The 16146-nt window shown below is 63.4% G+C and carries 12 protein-coding genes and 1 riboswitch; of the genes, 6 read left to right on the forward strand and 6 right to left on the reverse strand.

What is annotated here, in order from left to right; all coding sequences use genetic code 11:
• Window positions 1-87: 87 nt before the first annotated feature.
• The 4 genes from ACIQWO_RS13385 (at window position 88) to ACIQWO_RS13400 (ending at window position 5424) form a co-directional block, all read left to right on the forward strand.
• On the forward strand, window positions 88-1008 hold the full coding sequence (locus tag ACIQWO_RS13385; protein ID WP_402824449.1) for a LysR substrate-binding domain-containing protein: 921 nt from the start codon (window positions 88-90) through the stop codon (window positions 1006-1008).
• Window positions 1009-1122: 114 nt separating this feature from the next.
• A complete protein-coding gene (locus ACIQWO_RS13390) occupies window positions 1123-3081 on the forward strand; it encodes an aconitase family protein (RefSeq protein WP_402824452.1) in 1959 nt (652 codons plus the stop codon).
• Window positions 3082-3376: 295 nt separating this feature from the next.
• Entirely contained in the window at window positions 3377-4795 is a 1419-nt protein-coding gene (locus ACIQWO_RS13395) for an MFS transporter (protein ID WP_402824455.1), read from the forward strand.
• Between the two features lie 35 nt (window positions 4796-4830).
• Window positions 4831-5424 carry a class I SAM-dependent methyltransferase gene (locus ACIQWO_RS13400; RefSeq protein WP_402824458.1) on the forward strand — a complete coding sequence of 198 codons (594 nt, stop codon included), beginning with the start codon at window positions 4831-4833 and terminating at the stop codon, window positions 5422-5424.
• A gap of 44 nt (window positions 5425-5468) precedes the next feature.
• On the opposite strand, the gene ACIQWO_RS13405 is transcribed toward ACIQWO_RS13400, so the two are convergent.
• Window positions 5469-6392: a LysR substrate-binding domain-containing protein gene (locus ACIQWO_RS13405; RefSeq protein WP_402824461.1), complete on the reverse strand. Its 924-nt coding sequence runs from the start codon at window positions 6390-6392 to the stop codon at window positions 5469-5471.
• 327 nt (window positions 6393-6719) lie between these two features.
• On the opposite strand from ACIQWO_RS13405, the gene ACIQWO_RS13410 reads away from it, so the two are divergent.
• The gene (locus tag ACIQWO_RS13410; RefSeq protein ID WP_402824464.1) at window positions 6720-7316 is read left to right on the forward strand and encodes a hypothetical protein; all 597 of its coding nucleotides are present in this window, start codon (window positions 6720-6722) and stop codon (window positions 7314-7316) included.
• Window positions 7317-7352: 36 nt separating this feature from the next.
• Here the strand turns inward: ACIQWO_RS13410 and pepN are convergent, their stop codons facing one another.
• Complete coding sequence (pepN, locus tag ACIQWO_RS13415) at window positions 7353-10064, reverse strand: aminopeptidase N (RefSeq protein WP_402824467.1); 2712 nt, start codon at window positions 10062-10064, stop codon at window positions 7353-7355.
• A gap of 234 nt (window positions 10065-10298) precedes the next feature.
• Between pepN and ACIQWO_RS13420 the strand changes: the two genes are divergently transcribed.
• Complete coding sequence (locus ACIQWO_RS13420) at window positions 10299-10907, forward strand: DUF4136 domain-containing protein (RefSeq protein WP_150577032.1); 609 nt, start codon at window positions 10299-10301, stop codon at window positions 10905-10907.
• A 72-nt stretch (window positions 10908-10979) separates the two neighbouring features.
• Here ACIQWO_RS13420 and ACIQWO_RS13425 read toward each other — a convergent pair whose 3' ends face one another.
• The 4 genes from ACIQWO_RS13425 to ACIQWO_RS13440 form a co-directional block, all read right to left on the reverse strand.
• Complete coding sequence (locus ACIQWO_RS13425; protein WP_246179639.1) at window positions 10980-11537, reverse strand: TMEM165/GDT1 family protein; 558 nt, start codon at window positions 11535-11537, stop codon at window positions 10980-10982.
• A gap of 14 nt (window positions 11538-11551) precedes the next feature.
• A riboswitch (yybP-ykoY riboswitch) is annotated at window positions 11552-11735 on the reverse strand.
• A gap of 254 nt (window positions 11736-11989) precedes the next feature.
• The gene (guaD, locus tag ACIQWO_RS13430) at window positions 11990-13327 is read right to left on the reverse strand and encodes a guanine deaminase (RefSeq protein ID WP_402824471.1); all 1338 of its coding nucleotides are present in this window, start codon (window positions 13325-13327) and stop codon (window positions 11990-11992) included.
• 19 nt (window positions 13328-13346) lie between these two features.
• Window positions 13347-14792 (reverse strand): NCS2 family permease, encoded by a 1446-nt coding sequence (locus ACIQWO_RS13435; RefSeq protein ID WP_402824473.1) that lies wholly within the window; start codon window positions 14790-14792, stop codon window positions 13347-13349.
• A 261-nt stretch (window positions 14793-15053) separates the two neighbouring features.
• On the reverse strand, window positions 15054-16094 hold the full coding sequence (locus ACIQWO_RS13440) for an adenosine deaminase (RefSeq protein ID WP_402824475.1): 1041 nt from the start codon (window positions 16092-16094) through the stop codon (window positions 15054-15056).
• Between the last annotated feature and the right edge of the window lie 52 nt (window positions 16095-16146).

The following is a 16146-nucleotide window of genomic DNA, read 5'->3' on the forward strand; positions in this document are numbered from 1 at the left end:
TCGTTGTTTGTCCAGCAAAAGACGTGCCCCTCGCGGGGCCGCGCCAGCCGGGCGTTTCCGGCATTTCCGGTGTATTGCCGTACGGGTATGGAAAACCTTCTCCGCAAGCTTGACCTCACTTCTTTGCGTCTTTTCGTGGCCGTCTGCCAGGAGCGGAGCATGGCGCGTGCCGCCGAGCGCGAATTCATCGCGCCTTCGGCGATCAGCCGTCGCATTGCCGACATCGAAGCCATCGTGGGACTCCCCCTCATTCAGCGTCACCAGCGCGGCATCACCGTCACGCCGGTGGGCGAGACCGTGCGCCGTTACGCTGAACGTATTCTAGGCACGATTGAATCGCTGGGTGCCGAGCTGTCCCAATTCCATGAGGGCGCGCGCGGCAGCGTGCGCATTGCGGCCAATCTGTCGGCCATCGTGCAGTTCTTGCCCGAGGATCTGGCGGCGTTCGGGCGTGTCTTTTCCGCCGTGGATGTCGAACTCGACGAACAGCACAGCAACGAAGTGTTGCAACGCGTGGCTGAGCGCGCGGTGGACGTGGGCATCTGCAACGCCGTCGAGGGCATCGAAGCGTTCACGATGGTGCCGTATCGCCGCGACCGGCTCGCCGTGATCTTGCCCGCGGGGCATCCGCTTGCGGCGCGTACCGGCGAGATCCCGTTTTCCGCGTGCGTCGGCGAGACGCTGGTGGGGCTTCAGGGCAACAGCGCGCTCACGCAGATGCTGCGTCAGCAGGCGAGTGCGGCGGGCGAGTCGTTGCGTATCAAGATCCGCGTCTCCAGCCTCGACGCCTTGTGCCGCATGGCGCATGCGGGACTCGGCATCGCCATCGCCCCCGAGCAGGTGGGCCAGTTGTACGTCGGCAAGCTCGATGTCGTGGTGCGTCCGCTCACGGACGAGTGGGCGCATCGTCAGCTCTGGCTGGTCTTCCCGTCGCGTGAGCAACTCAGTGCAACGGCATCGGCCGTAGTCAATTTCCTCGCGCAAGGGCAGGGCGCGCAGAGCCTGTAAGCATCCAGGCGCCTGCACTTTCCCTCCTTCGCCATCGGTCACGCCCGCCTTGCCGAGACGGCACGGCAGGGCGACGACACGGCCGCTATGCTGTCTTCCGGAGGTTAATGCCGCATGGAAGACATCATTCGTTTCGACGGCCGTGTGCTGTTTCTGTCCGACGACCCGGCCATCGTGCGCCGCCAGTTGTCGGGCGAGTCCGTCACGCGCGCCGAGGCTGGTGTGCTGCGCGACAACGTTTCAACGGACGAAATCACACCGGTGACCGTCATGCTGACGTACGACGAGCGGCTCGGACGCTATCCGTATGTCGGTTTCAAAGCGGGAAACGAGATGCCCGTGGGCGAGCACGAGGTGCGTCGCGGTGGCTTTCAGGTCACCGTCGCTGGCAAGCGTTACGGCAAAGGCTCGTCGCGTGAGTCGAGCCCGCTGGCGGAGTTGTCGGCGGGCATCCGTCTGATCGTCGCCGAGAGTTTCGAGCGCATCTATCAGCAGAATTGCGACAACATCGGCATTCTGACGACGACCGATTTCGGTGTGCTCGACCGCATTCTCGCGGGCGAAGCCATTCCGATTACCGAATTTCTCAAGGGGCGCGACGCCCTCACGCAGCAGATCATCCGCAGCGGCGGCCTGCTCGCGTACAGCAAGTTTGCGGAGTGGCCTGCGCCGCTCGCGAACGACGACACAGCGAAGACACCCACCCAACCGCCGCGCACCCTCGTCGAAAAGATCATGGCGCGCCGCCTGCATCCGGCCACGCCGGGGGCGGAGCACGGCGACGGTGTGTTCGTGCGCGTCGACTGGCGCTTCTCGCACGACTACTTCACGGGGATGTGCGCGCATCTGATGCATCGTGCATTCGGCGAACCGGCGGCGCTGCACGATCCGTCGCGCATCATCGCGTTCCAGGACCATCTGGTACTCGCGGAGCAAAGCTTCCCGCACGTCTCGCAAGGCCTGTTGCCCGGTGTCGCAAACCTGACGAGCGGTCACCGCGAGTTCGTCGCGCGCTACCCCGTGCTGGCGCACGGGCAACTGACAGATGACGGTGAGCACGGTGCCGACGGCATCTGTCACGCCCTCATGGCCGAGCGCTACGCGTTGCCCGGCCAGATCGTGATCGGCACCGACTCGCACACGCCGCACGCGGGCGCGCTCGGTTGCCTCGCCTTCGGCGCGGGGGCGACGGACATTGCGAACAGTTGGGTGACGGGCTACGTGCGCTGCAAGGTGCCGCAGACGTTGCGCATCGAAATCGACGGCGACCTCGCGCCGGGTGTGACGGCCAAGGACGTCGTGCTCCATCTGCTGCGCCTCGACGCCATCCGCAGCGGTGGCGCCATCGGCCTCGTCTTCGAATATGCGGGCAGCGCCGTGCGGGCCATGTCGGTCGACGAGCGCGCCACGCTCACCAATATGGTGGCCGAGCTGGGCGGCTTTACCGGCATCGTCGCACCGGACGAGAAAACGGTGGCGTTCCTCAAGGTGCGGCGAGGCATCGACTTCACGCTCGAACCGTGGATGACGAGCGACGCTGGCGCGCACTATCGCGACGTGATCCGAATCGACGCGGCAGCGCTCACGCCGATGCTCGCGCGTCCGGGCGACCCCGGCAACGGTGTGGCGCTCGCCGAGCTGGACGCCCCCGTCGCCATCGACATCGCCTACGGCGGCTCCTGTACCGCTGGCAAGCGCGATGACTTCGACGCCTACCACGACGTGCTTGCGTGGGGTGTCGCGCACGGACTGCGCGTCGCACAGGGGCGGTCACTGTTCCTGCAATTCGGCACGATGGACGTGCGCGCCTACTGCGAGGCGCAAGGCTATCTGAAGACGTTCGAAGACGCCGGTGTGACACTCATCATGCCCGGTTGCGGCGCGTGTGCGAACTGCGGGCCGGGGCAATCGACGGCAGCGACACAGGTCACGATCAGCGCCATCAATCGCAACTTTCCGGGGCGCTCGGGACCGGGCAGCGTCTGGCTTGCGAGTCCTTATACGGTCGCGGCGAGCGCGTTGCTGGGTCGCATCGTCAGCTTCGACGAATTGAAAGCGACGGCATTGCAGTAACGCGCGTCGCGACGATTTCGCTGTGTGCGACGCATGCCGCAGCGCATCGACGATTCGACACGATGTGCTGCGCACCGTCGCATCGGAATGCGGCTGTGCTGTTGTTGATGAACATCGCAATTTTTCGTAGTGCGTGGCAAAGGTGACTGGCGCGGTGTCATTCGTGGCACAATTTCGGCCTCGCGCCTGTCGATTCATGGTGTATCTGATGTCCGAAGAGACATCGGACTGTGAGCAGTTCGGCCATGACCGAACGGGCCCGGAGACGATTTCCATGCCATCCCCCGACGTATCAATGCCTTCCATGCCTCGCGCCGCTCAAGCAACGACAGCGGCAACCCGCCTGACCGCAGGCGACATTTCCGCCCGACTCGACCGTCTGCCCCCGACCCGTACTGTCTGGAAACTGGTGGTCCTGCTCAGTCTCGGTTTCTTCTTCGAACTCTACGACCTGCTCTACACCGGCTACATCGCACCGGGTCTGGTGAAAAGCGGCATTCTCACGCCCACGACACCGGGCCTGTTCGGCACGACCGGCGTGGCGAGTTTCATCGCCGCGCTGTTCTCGGGCCTGTTTATCGGCACCATTGCGTGCGGCTTTCTCGCCGACCGCTTCGGGCGTCGCGCGGTGTTCACCGGCTCGCTGCTCTGGTACACCGTCGCTAATGTCATCATGGCGTTTCAGGAGACGGCCACCGGCGTGAACTTCTGGCGCTTCGTGGTCGGCCTCGGCATCGGCGTCGAGCTGGTGACGATCGGCACCTACATCGCGGAGCTCGTCCCCAAGCAGATTCGCGGGCGCGCCTTCGCGTGTGAGCAGGCCGTCGGTTTCACGGCGGTGCCGGTGGTGGCGCTGCTGGCGTACTGGCTCGTGCCGCGCGAATTCCTCGGTCTGGAAGGCTGGCGCTGGGTGGTGCTCATCGGCGCGCACGGTGCGGTGTTCGTCTGGTGGATTCGCCGGGCCCTGCCGGAGAGCCCGCGCTGGCTCGCGCAGAAGGGGCGTCTGGATGAAGCGGACCGTGTGCTCTCGGCGCTTGAAGCCAAGGTCGAGCGCGAGTACGGCAAGCCGCTGCCCGCGCCGGGCGTGCCGGAGCCGGTCGTGCCCAAGAGCGCGTTTCGCGACATGTGGGTACCGCCGTATCGCAAGCGCGCCATCATGATGATTCTCTTCAACATCTTCCAGACGGTCGGCTTCTACGGCTTCGCGAACTGGGTGCCGACGCTGCTCATCAAGCAGGGCGTCACGGTGACGACGAGCCTGGCGTATTCGAGCGTGATTGCGCTGGCCGCACCGGTCGGTCCGCTGATCGGGCTGTGGATGGCCGACAAGGTCGAGCGCAAGCACGCCATCGTGTGGACGGCCGGTATCGGCATCGTGTGCGGGATGGTGTTCTCGCAGGTCACGTCGTCGGTCATGCTGATCGCAATGGGCATTGGCCTGACGCTCGCGAACAACATCATGTCGTACAGCTACCACGCGTATCAGACGGAGTTGTTCCCCACGGGCATTCGCGCGCGTGCGGTGGGTTTCGTCTATTCGTGGAGCCGCTTCTCGGCGATTTTCACGGCGTTTCTGATTGCGTCGGTGCTGCGCAATTTCGGCGTGACCGGTGTGTTCGCGTTCATCTCGTGCGCGATGCTGATCGTGATGCTCGCCATCGGCCTGATGGGGCCGCGCACGAAGGACATCGCGCTGGAGAAGATTTCGCAATAAGCTAGCGTTCCCAGCCTCCCCCGGAGATCCCGATCATGGTGGACCTGAAAACCGAAGCGGCCTACGAGGCCAATGCCGAACGTTACAGTGAGGATTGGCTTGAACAGCCACCGCCCGACGATATGTACGCATTGCTCATGCGCCATTTCGTGCCGGGCGGCCGGACAATCGACGTGGGATGCGGTAATGGGCGCGACGCTGCATGGCTCGCGCAACAAGGCTTCGAGGTCACCGGCTACGACGCCTCACCGGCGCTCGTGGCGGTGGCGCGCAAGACCTTCCCGTGGGTGACGTTTCACGTCGACCGTTTGCCGCTAATGGAGAGCGTGACGACGCAGTTCGACAACGTGATCTGCGAGACGGTACTGATGCATCTGCCTGCCGAGGAGATCGCGCAGGCCGCCGACCGGCTATGGACGCTGGTGCGCCCCGGTGGCGTGCTCTATGTCTCATGGCGCGTGACACAGGGCGAAGATCTTCGGCACGATGACGGTCGTCTCTACAGCGCCTTCGAGCCTGCCGTGGTGCGCGCAGCGCTGCACGAGGGCGTCGTCCTTCACGAAGAAGACGTCACAAGCGCGAGTTCGGGCAAGCGCGTCTGCCGCCTGACCGTGCGGCGTCCCGCCTGACGAGCGGCAACGCGGCGAAGGTTTCGCTCCGCCTGCACACGTCGTCAGATCAACTCGATTTCCGGCAAGGTCAGCAGACTCGTCTCGCGCATGATCGAGACGAACTCGCCGATGTACGGGCGTGCCGTTGTTGCCGGTAGCGTGGCAGCCCACAGTTCGGCTGTCAGCCCTTGCGGTGTGATGGGCCGTGCACTCACATAGCGACGCTCCAGATAGCCGGTAATCGCCCACAGCGGCAGCGCGGCCAGTCCGCGACGGCTTGCCACCAGTTGCAGGATCGCCACCGTCAGCTCGGTCGTGCGACGTGTCGGCTCGATGCCCGCCGGGCGCAGCACCTGTCGCACGATGTCGAGCATGTCGTCGGGCACGGGATAGGTGATGAGCGTCTCGTCACGGAAATCTTCGGCGTCGACATGCGACCTGGCGGCAAGCGGATGGTCGTTCGCCATGAGCGCCATCATCTGAAAGCGGAACAACGGATGGAAGTCCACCGCTTCGCCTTCCTCATGCTCGGAGATGATCGCCAGATCCGCGCGGTCCTGATGCAGCAGCCCGATCGGGTCGGCATGGAAGCCCGACACGATGTCCAGCTCCACCTCCGGCCAGCGCTGACGAAACGCGTCCATCGCGGGCATCAGCCAGTCGAAGCAGGTATGGCATTCCACGGCGATACGCAATGTCCCTTGCGTGCCTTGTGCGAGTCGAGTGAGGTCGCGCCCCGCTTCGTCGACAGCGGGTACGACCTCTTCCGCCAGCGCCAGCAGACGCTTCCCTGCCGGGGTGAACACGAGCGGGGCCGACTTGCGGATGAATAGCGGCAAGCCGTAGAAGTCTTCCAATGCTTTGATCTGATGCGACAGAGCGGATTGCGTCAGGTGAAGCCACAACGCCGCGCGGGAGACGCTGCCGGTGTCGCGCAACGCCAGCAAGGTCTGCAAGTGACGAAGTTCGATAGGGGTGCGTTGCATGAATGAAATTAATGGTAAAAGCCAAAAACTTTCGTTCAAATAATACATGGGCACCCGGGATACTGCCAGTCACACTGCACCGAAAGAAAAACGCTGCCGAAGCAGAAATGCGGGGCAGCGTTTTTCATTCTCGGATCGGAAGGCGCGACGCCGCACCTGTCAGGGTTGACAGGTGCGCAATTGCATTGCGTTGACTAGACTGCGCTCCAAATGGCGCGCATCCATCAGAACTTTTAGAGATAGCAAGTTGCGCGCCTATGCGGGTGACGGCAAGACACGCTCGCGGCAACGACTCGGAATTGCAGTGCAGAAGTCGGGAGGTAGCGCATGGAAGAGTTCATTCTACTTTCGCGCGGTGATCTCGTGCCGCCAGTTTCCGTCGACAGCCGCTATCCAAGGGTGATGATCGACGAGCAGGGAACGCCCGAACGCGCGGCGTTGCATTACGACGGTTGCATGAAGTCGTGGTGCTACGACGGCGAGGAAAAGCGGCGCTTCTTGCCTGTCGACGTGCGTCTGGATTTCGTGGAGGGCTCGCCCCACTGGTGGAGTGTGCGCGCGGAAGTTCGCTCACCGGTTGCGTCTCACGCGGCATTCGACGAGTCGCTGCGCATCACGTTTCGCTCGCACCTGCTCAATGGCACCTACGAGGTCGAGAGTCCGCCGGACGCCGACGTGATGATGATCTATCAATTGACGTTTCGCGATCCGCCCGCCTACCCGGGGCAGGACGTGCACATCACCGTCAGTGCGATGAGCGGCAAGGTGAAGTTATGCAACGATCCCGCCAACTTTCTCATGGGCGGGACGTTCGAGGATGTGGTGATTCCGGTGCCGGCGCTGCGGCCGTTGATCGGTGCGGGACCGCGCTGGCCTTACAAACTTTGCCTGACCTGCGGGTACTTCGAAGTCATGCGGCCGTGACGGTGATCGCCCTCGGCCGCATGCTTTCGTCATCGATCAGGCGAGCGCCTTCTCGACGATCTCGCGCACGTCTTTCGACAGCGCCTGATGCTGCGCCACTTGCTGCAAGGCGTCACGCATGCGCTCGCGAAGCGCGGGCGTGTACTTGCGCCAGCGGTCGAGCACGCGTGCCAGTCGTGCGGCGACCTGTGGGTTGAGCGCATCGAGCGCCAGCACCTGCTCGGCCCAGTACTGATAGCCCGAACCGTCGGTGGCGTGGAACTGCGCCGGATTGCCGCTGCAGAAGCTGAAGATCAGCGAGCGGGCGCGGTTCGGGTTCTTCAGCGTGAAGGCCGGATGCCCCATGAGCGCACGCACCGCATCGATCACGCAGTGGCTGCCGTCGCCGCGCTGCATTGCCTGAAGTGCAAACCACTTGTCGATGGCGAGCGGCTCGTTCTCGAAGCGCTGATAGAAGTCCACGAGCGCTTCGGCGGCGTGGTTCGGGCCATGCGCGGCATCGCCTTCGCGGGCCGCACCGCCGCGTTGCACCAGCGCGGTAAGCGCGGAGAAGCGGTCCGTCATGTTGTCGGCCGTGTCGTATTGCGTGCGTGCCGTTTGCGCGACACCGGCGTCCGACAGTTCCATCAGGTACGACAGGGCGAGGTTCTTCAGCGCACGCTCACCCGCCGATGCGGCATCGGGCTGATACGGGCCCGGCACACGATGGTTGTGATACGCCGCGAGCCATTCCGTATGCAGCGACGCGGCCAGACGTTGACGCAGATACTGACGCGCGGCATGAATGGCGGCCGGATCGATCTCCGTCATCTGTTCGCCGAGATACGACTCAGCGGGCAGCGTCAGCGCCTGTGCGCGGAACGCCGGATCGAGCGTTTCGTCGCGCAGCACCTGACGGAAGGCTTCGAGCACATAGCTGTCCACGCTCGGCAACTGGCCCATCTGAATCGATTCGACGAGGGCGAGCAACTGGCGCGTCGCCAGACGCTGCCCGGCTTCCCATCGGTTGAACGGATCGCTGTCGTGCGCCATCAGGAACGCGAGTTCGTCGATGGTGTACTCGTGTTCGACGATCACCGGTGCCGAGAAGCCGCGCAGCAGCGACGGCATCGGCGTGTGGGCGACGTCGACGAACGTGAAGCTCTGACGCTCGTGCGTGAAGTCGAGCACGCGCGTGGTGGACGCAGGTGCGTCGGCGGCTTCGCCATCGAGGCGCAGCACCATGTCGCGCCCGTCTCGATCGAGCAGACCCACGGCGAACGGAATGTGGAAGGGCTGCTTGACGAGCGTTTCGTCTTGCAACTCGACGCCGACCTTCGGGCAGCGTTGCGTGAGCGTGAGGGTGTAGGTGCGAGCGGCTTCGTCGTAGACGGCATCGACCGTCACACGCGGCGTTCCAGCCTGGCTGTACCAGCGGCCGAATTGCGTAAGGTCGCGCTGGTTGGCATCGGCCATCGCGGCGCGGAAGTCGTCGCACGTGACGGCCTGACCGTCGTGACGCTCGAAGTACAGATCCATGCCGCGACGGAAGCCGTCACGGCCGAGCAACGTCTGATACATGCGCACGACTTCGGCGCCTTTCTCGTAGACGGTGACCGTATAGAAGTTGTTGATTTCGACGTAGCTCTCAGGGCGTACCGGGTGCGCCATCGGACCGGCGTCTTCCGGGAACTGCGCCTGACGCAGCACGCGTACGTCGTCGATGCGCTTCACGGCACGGCCCGACTCGGAGCCCATCATGTCGGCGGAGAATTCCTGATCGCGGAACACCGTCAGGCCTTCCTTGAGGCTCAACTGGAACCAGTCGCGGCAGGTCACGCGGTTGCCGGTCCAGTTGTGGAAGTACTCATGGCCCACGACCGCTTCGATGTTGCCGAAGTCGTCGTCCGTCGCCGTTGCAGCATCCGCCAGCACATACTTCGTGTTGAAGATGTTGAGGCCCTTGTTCTCCATTGCGCCCATGTTGAAGTCGCTCACGGCGACGATCATGAAGCGATCGAGATCAAGTACACGGCCGAAGCGCTCCTCGTCCCAGCGGATCGAGTTGACGAGCGAATGCATGGCGTGTTCGGTCTTGTCCAGATCCTGCGGCTGCACCCAGACCTGAAGGAGCTTCTCGCGGCCGTCGCCAGCGACGATGCGTTCCTCACGGCAAACCAGACGTCCGGCGACCAGCGCGAACAGATAGCTCGGCTTCTTGAACGGGTCGTCCCAGACGGCGAAATGGCGTCCGTCCGGCAGATCGCCCTTGTCGATCAGATTGCCGTTGGCAAGCAGCACCGGATACACCTCGCGGTCGGCGCGCAGCGTCACGGTGTACGTCGCCATCACATCGGGACGGTCGAGGAAGTAAGTGATCTTGCGGAAGCCCTCGGCTTCGCATTGCGTGAAGAAGTTGCCGCCGGAGACGTACAGTCCCATGAGCGACGTGTTCTCTTGCGGACGACAGCGGGTGACCAGCGTGAGTTCGAACGTTTCGGGCGGTGCAACGACGGTGAGCGTTTCTTCGCCGGTGCGGTAGCCGGACCACGGCTTGCCGTCGATTTCGAGGCTGACCAGTTGCAGACCCTGGCCCACCAGTTCGAGGTCGCCGCCAGGACCGGCCGGATTGCGGTGGATGCGCAATCGGCTGGTGACGGTGGTTACGTCGGGGGCGAGGTCGAAGTCAAGTTGAACGGTGTCGATCAGATACGCCGGGGGCGTATATTCGGAACGTTGGATGACACCTGCGAGGTCGGTTCTGAGCATGGACGGTAATGTGCGGACGGCCAAGGATTCACAAATTGTAACGGAGTGGCGCGCGCTTAGCGTCCGAGCCGCTAATTTGCTGAATTTTCGTTCAACGCAACCGTCAAACGATTCGGATGTGCGCGAGATGCCGTCCTATGCTTAAATCGTCGCAACATAATGACCAATATGGCTGATGAGACGCAGCGGTACTGAGGCGTTCACAGCAGGTTTCGGAATCGGGAGTACTGAATCATGTGGAAACGATGGGGAATGGCGACGTTGGCCGTCGCCAGCGTGTTGCTGGCCGGATGCGCCAGCACAGTGACCAGCCAGGTCACGGCGTTCGGCACTTCGCCGGGCTTTGAGGGGCCGCGGACGTATGCGCTCACGCGCACCGCCGAGCAGCAGAACAATCAGGAACATGCGACGTACGAGCAGTGGCTGCGTAACCGCCTGGCAGGTGACGGTTTCAGTGAGCAAAGCCCGTCGAGCGCGCATTATCTGATCGGCATGTCCTACGGCATTACGCAGCAGGTGATGCGCGTGACGGAACCGGCCTACGACCCGATGTTCGCACCCGGTCCGTGGGGACCGTGGGGGCGTCCGTGGGGCTGGTACGGTTATCCGTACGGCGCGCCACCGGCGTACATCCAGCGCGATTACCCGTATGGCCTCGCGGGCTTGCAACTGCGCTTCACGGACCGTCCGACGGGCAAGGAGGTGTATCGCGTGCAGGCCGAGACGAGCGATGCCGGAACGTCAATGGCCTCCGCCATGCCGTTCCTGATCGACGCGGCGCTCAAGCAACTGCCGTTCCCGAGCGGACAGACCGTCAACGTCCAGCAGAAAGTCGGACAGTGATGTTGTGACGGATGCAAAGAAGACCGGCCGATCCCAGGCCGGTCTTTTTCGTTTACCCGTGTACCCGTGCGATTACTGCATCAGCGTGATCACGCCCAGCACGAGGAAGATCACGGCCGCCACGGCATGCACGGCGCGGGTCGGCAAGCGTCCCGAGAACTTATGGCCGACGAGCACGGCAGGGACGTTCGCGAGCATCATGCCGAGGGTCGTGCCCGCCACCACACCGAAGAAGTCCTGATAGCGCGCGGCGAGCATGACCGTTGCGATCTGCGTCTTGTCGCCCATTTCGGCGATGAAGAACGTGACGACAGTCGAGAGGAACACGCCGAACTTGCGACGCGTGTTGGCCTCTTCGTCGTCGAGCTTGTCGGGCACGAGAATCCAGATCGCCATGCCGATGAAGGAGGCCACGACGGCCCATTTCATGATGGCGGGACTGATGGCCGTAGACAGCCATTCGCCCACAGCACCGGCAAACGCGTGGTTGATCAGCGTGGCGACGAAAATGCCGAGAATGATCGGTACGGGCTTTTTGAAGCGCGCAGCGAGCACAAGAGACAACAACTGGGTTTTATCGCCGATTTCGGCAAGCGCGACCACACCGGTCGATACGAGGAATGGGGACACCTTATTTTTCTCCGCCGGGCCGTGTACATGCGAGCCAATGACAACGCGTCCCGGCCCGGATGGCGGAAGCATCGTCATCGGTCTCGCCAGGCCCGAGGGCTGCGCACGCCATAGCCGGAACCGGCCAAGTCTGTTGACGTACGCCCCCGCCGAAGACTGGTGTCTATGACAGGGCGGCTACTCCCCAATGAATCGAGGCGGATTATAGCATCGGCGCAGGGCTATCGCGCAAGCGACGTTTCCGTGACATCGCGGTAACCGGCGACGCAATGCAAAAAAGGGCAGCCGAAGGCTGCCCAAGGAGATCCCCGACCGTTTGCCCCTTGCGCACGGTCGGCGACCGCGAGGGCGCGTGCGCCGCCAGAGCGACGACGCCTACGCCCTCGCGTAAGACATCAGGTCTGCGGCATGCGCCAACAGACCGGATCGGTGCAACGACTGTGATCAGTACGTCAGGCGGCCACGCGGCGATGGACCGGCTTGCCAGCGGCATACGTCGTGGCAATCGCGCGATCGTCGCCGAGCATCGCGAACGCAAACAGCAACTCTTCGAGCGACTCCGCCAGCGCCGTACGACGTGCGAGCAACGGCGTCGCCTTCGGATCGAGCACCACGAAGTCGGCCTCGGCGCCCACGGCGAGCGTGCCGATGGTGCCGTGCAGATCCAGCGCGTGCGCAGCGCCTTCGGTCGCGAGGTAGAACATGCGTTCGGCCGAGAGGTGATACCCCGACAGGCGCGCGACCTTGTGCGCTTCGTTCATCGTCTGCAGCATCGAGAACGTGGAGCCGCCGCCCACGTCGGTCGCGAGCGTGACCGGCATGCGCGTGGCTTCTGCGGCGGCGAAATCGAACAGGCCGCTGCCGAGGAACTGGTTGGACGTCGGGCAATGCGCGGCCACCGTCCCCGTCTCGAACATACGGCGGCGATCGTGCTCGTCGAGCCAGATGCAGTGACCGTACACGGCGCGCTTGCGCAGCAGCTTGTAGTGGTCGTAGACGTCGAGATAGCTGCGATGTCCCGGGAACAGCGAGCGCACCCATTCGACTTCGTCGGTGTTCTCGGCAACGTGGCTCTGGATGAACACGTCCTGATACTGTTCGGCGAGTTCGCCGCACACGCCGAGCTGCGCCTCGGTCGAGGTCGGTGCAAAGCGTGGCGTGAGCGCATACAACTGACGCCCCTTGTTGTGCCAGCGTTGAATCAGCGCTTCACTGTCGCGTGCGCCGGTCTCGGCCGTGTCGCGCAGGAACTCGGGGCAATTGCGATCCATCATCACCTTGCCCGCGATCATGCGCAGGTTGCGCGAATCGCTTTCCTTGAAGAACGCGTCGGCCGAACCGGGGTGTACCGTGCAGTACACCAATGCGCTCGTGGTGCCGCCGCGCAGCAGTTCGTCGAGAAAGAACTGCGCGACATCTGCCGCATATTCCGGATTCTCGAAACGGCGCTCGGTCGGGAACGTGTACTTCTCGAGCCAGGGCAGCAGCCCCGGCGCGGGCGACGCGATCATATCCGTCTGCGGATAGTGGATGTGCGTGTCGATGAAGCCCGGTGTGACGACCTTGTTGCGCAGATCCTCGATGGGCGTACCGGCGGGCAGCGTCGGCGCGACCTTGGCGTAGTCGCCGACGGCCGTGATGCGGCCGTTCTCGAACGCGACGATCCCGTCGGTGTGGTGGATCGTGCCCGGCGTGCCGTCGAGATAGGCGCGCGCCGGGTCGTGCGTGAAGTAGACCAGTTGCGCGCGGACGGCGCGCAGGGCCTGCGGCGTCGTGTTTGTGGTGGACATTAGCGGGGTCCTTGTGTCGTTACATTTGCGTGAGCAGCAGCACTGCGAGCGCGGCGACGATCCACATCGCAGGCTTGATTTCCTTGATGCGTCCCGTGAACAGCTTGAGGACGACGAAGGCAAGGAAACTGTAGGCGATGCCGTCGGTAATCGAATACGAAATCGGAATCATCACGAGCGCGATGAAACTCGGGATGGCTTCGTCCATGCGATGCCATTCGATGCGCGCCACAGATTCCATCATAAACACACCGACGAGAATCAGCGCCGGGGCCGTGGCGATGGCGGGCACGAGCGAGAGCATCGGCGACAGGAACAGGAACGGCAGGAACAGCAGCGCGCAGACGACAGCGGTCAGGCCGGTGCGGCCGCCCTGTGCAATACCCGCCGCCGATTCGATGTAGGCGTTTGCCGGGCTGGTGCCGAGCGGGCCGGAGATCAGCACCGAGAACGAGTCGACGATCATCGCCTGACGCATATTGCGCGGATTGCCGTCGCGATCCTTCATGTTGCCTGCTTCGGCAATGCTCATGAAGGTCGAGAGGGTATCAAAGAACGCGGTGAAGAGCATCACGAAGATGAAGGGCATATACGCCACTTTCAGCGCGCCCAGCAAATCGAGCTGGCCGATGCCCGAGAAGTCCGGTGCGGCGAAGAAGCCCTGGAAGTTCACCAGCGTGGCCGTCGCGATTTCCTTGGGGAAATAGCCGCTGCCGTCGCCCCAGAGGCGGCCGATGGGCACGGCCATCAGGGTGGTGACGACGATACCGATCATCAGCGCGCCGTTCACGCGGCGTGCGACGAGCACGGTCGTGAGCGCGAGGCCGATGAGGAACGTGACGGTCGGCGGTGACAGGTGTGCCAGACGCACGACCGTGACCGGGTCGCTGACCACGAGCTTCGCGTTGACCAGCCCGATCACCGTGATGAACAGACCGATGCCGCACGAGATCGCGTAGCGCAGGTTCGCGGGAATGGCTTCGACGACGAAGCGTCGCACGTTCAGCGCGGCGAGCAGCGCGAACAGAATGCCTGACCAGAATACGCAGCCCAGCGCCGTCTGCCAGGGCATGCCCACGCCGTGCACCATCGTGAAGGCGAACAGGGCGTTCAGGCCCATGCCCGGCGCAACCAGCACCGGGTTGCGCGCGTAGAGACCCATCGCACAGCTGCCGAAGAAGCTGATGAGCACGGTTGCGGTGAGTGCTGCGGGGAAGGCCATGCCCGTCTTCGACAGAATGGCCGGGTTCACGACGATGATGTACATCGCCGCGAGGAAAGTCGTGATACCCGCTATCACTTCGGTGCGGAACGTGGAGCCGAGCGCGGTGATACCGAAATAGCGGTCGAGTGTCGACGTCGGCTGCGCGCCCGCCACGCGCGTGTTGTCGTGAGCTGCGTCCGGTGCTGCATCCAGCGTTGCAGCTGCTGCATTACTCGCCGGGGGGCTGAGCGATGAGTCCATGGGGTGTTGTCTCCGATATTTTCTATGTGATGAGCGCCCGGCGTTGCGCGGTGTGGGGGCACCTTGCGACGTGTATCAGGGCACGCTCGAAAAATAGCATCGGGTCCCGTTGAAAATATTCCTTATGGGGAATGTTCGACATCATCGGGAGGTAATGTGACGATGCATTCCCACGTCGATTTCCGTCGCGCAGACATAAAAAACGCCCGAATGATTCGGGCGTTTGACGTCAGGCGAAGCTAACGAGCGATGAACGGACGATCAGACCGTCTGCGCAGCGCGGAATCGCTCCAGTTCGCCGACCAGACGCTGCTTCTCTTTGTCGTCGATGAACGATGCTTCGAAGCTGTTCCTTGCCATCGTGTAAGCGTCGTCGAGGGTCATGTCGAGCGCGTCGAACGTCGCGAGGAAGTTCTCGTTGAGATAGCCGCCGAAGTAAGCGGGATCGTCCGAGTTGATCGTCACAGCCAGCCCGCGTTTGAGCAGTTGATGCAGCGTGTGCTGTCCCATGTGATCGAACACTTTGAGACGCACGTTCGAGAGCGGGCACACCGTCAGCGCGATCTTCTCGCGGGCCAGACGATCGAGCAGCGCCTCGTCTTCGATGGCGCGCACGCCGTGATCGACGCGCTCCACACGCAGCATGTCCAGCGCTTCGTGAATGTACGCGGGCGGACCTTCTTCACCAGCGTGCGCCACGATCCGCAGGCCGAGCGCACGGCAGCGCTCGAAGACTCGCGCGAACTTGTTGGGCGGGTGACCCTGTTCCGACGAGTCGAGCCCCACACCCACGAGACGATGGCCGTGGCTGTTGAAATACGGCAGCGCCGTTTCGAGCGTTTGCAGCGCGTCTTCCTCGGGTAGGTGGCGCAGGAAGCACAGAATCAGACGGCTCGTGATGCCTTGCTGTGCTTCGGCTTCAGCCAGCGCGCGTTCGATGCCGTTCACGACGGTGGCCATCGACACACCGCGCGACGTATGCGTTTGCGGGTCGAAGAAGATTTCCGTGTGACGGATGTTGTCGGCGGCGGCGCGCTCCATGTAGGCGCGCGTCATGTCGTAGAAATCGTCTTCGGTGAGCAGCACGCTCGCGCCCGCGTAGTAGATGTCCAGAAAGGACTGGAGATCGGTGAAGGCGTAGGCGTCGCGCAGGGCTTCGACGCTCGGATACGGCAGCGTCACCTGATTTCGCTCTGCAAGCCGGAAGATCAGTTCGGGCTCCAGCGTGCCCTCGATGTGCAGATGCAACTCCGCCTTGGGCATGGCGCAAAGGGTCTTGGCGAGTTCGGGCGTGAGGGGCATGGCGTGTCTTTTTTGGGGGGAGATGGGCGGGATTTTACCGTCGCAAGCGCTT

It is taken from the genome of Pandoraea sp. NPDC090278 (assembly GCF_044772185.1).
Classification (GTDB): domain Bacteria; phylum Pseudomonadota; class Gammaproteobacteria; order Burkholderiales; family Burkholderiaceae; genus Pandoraea.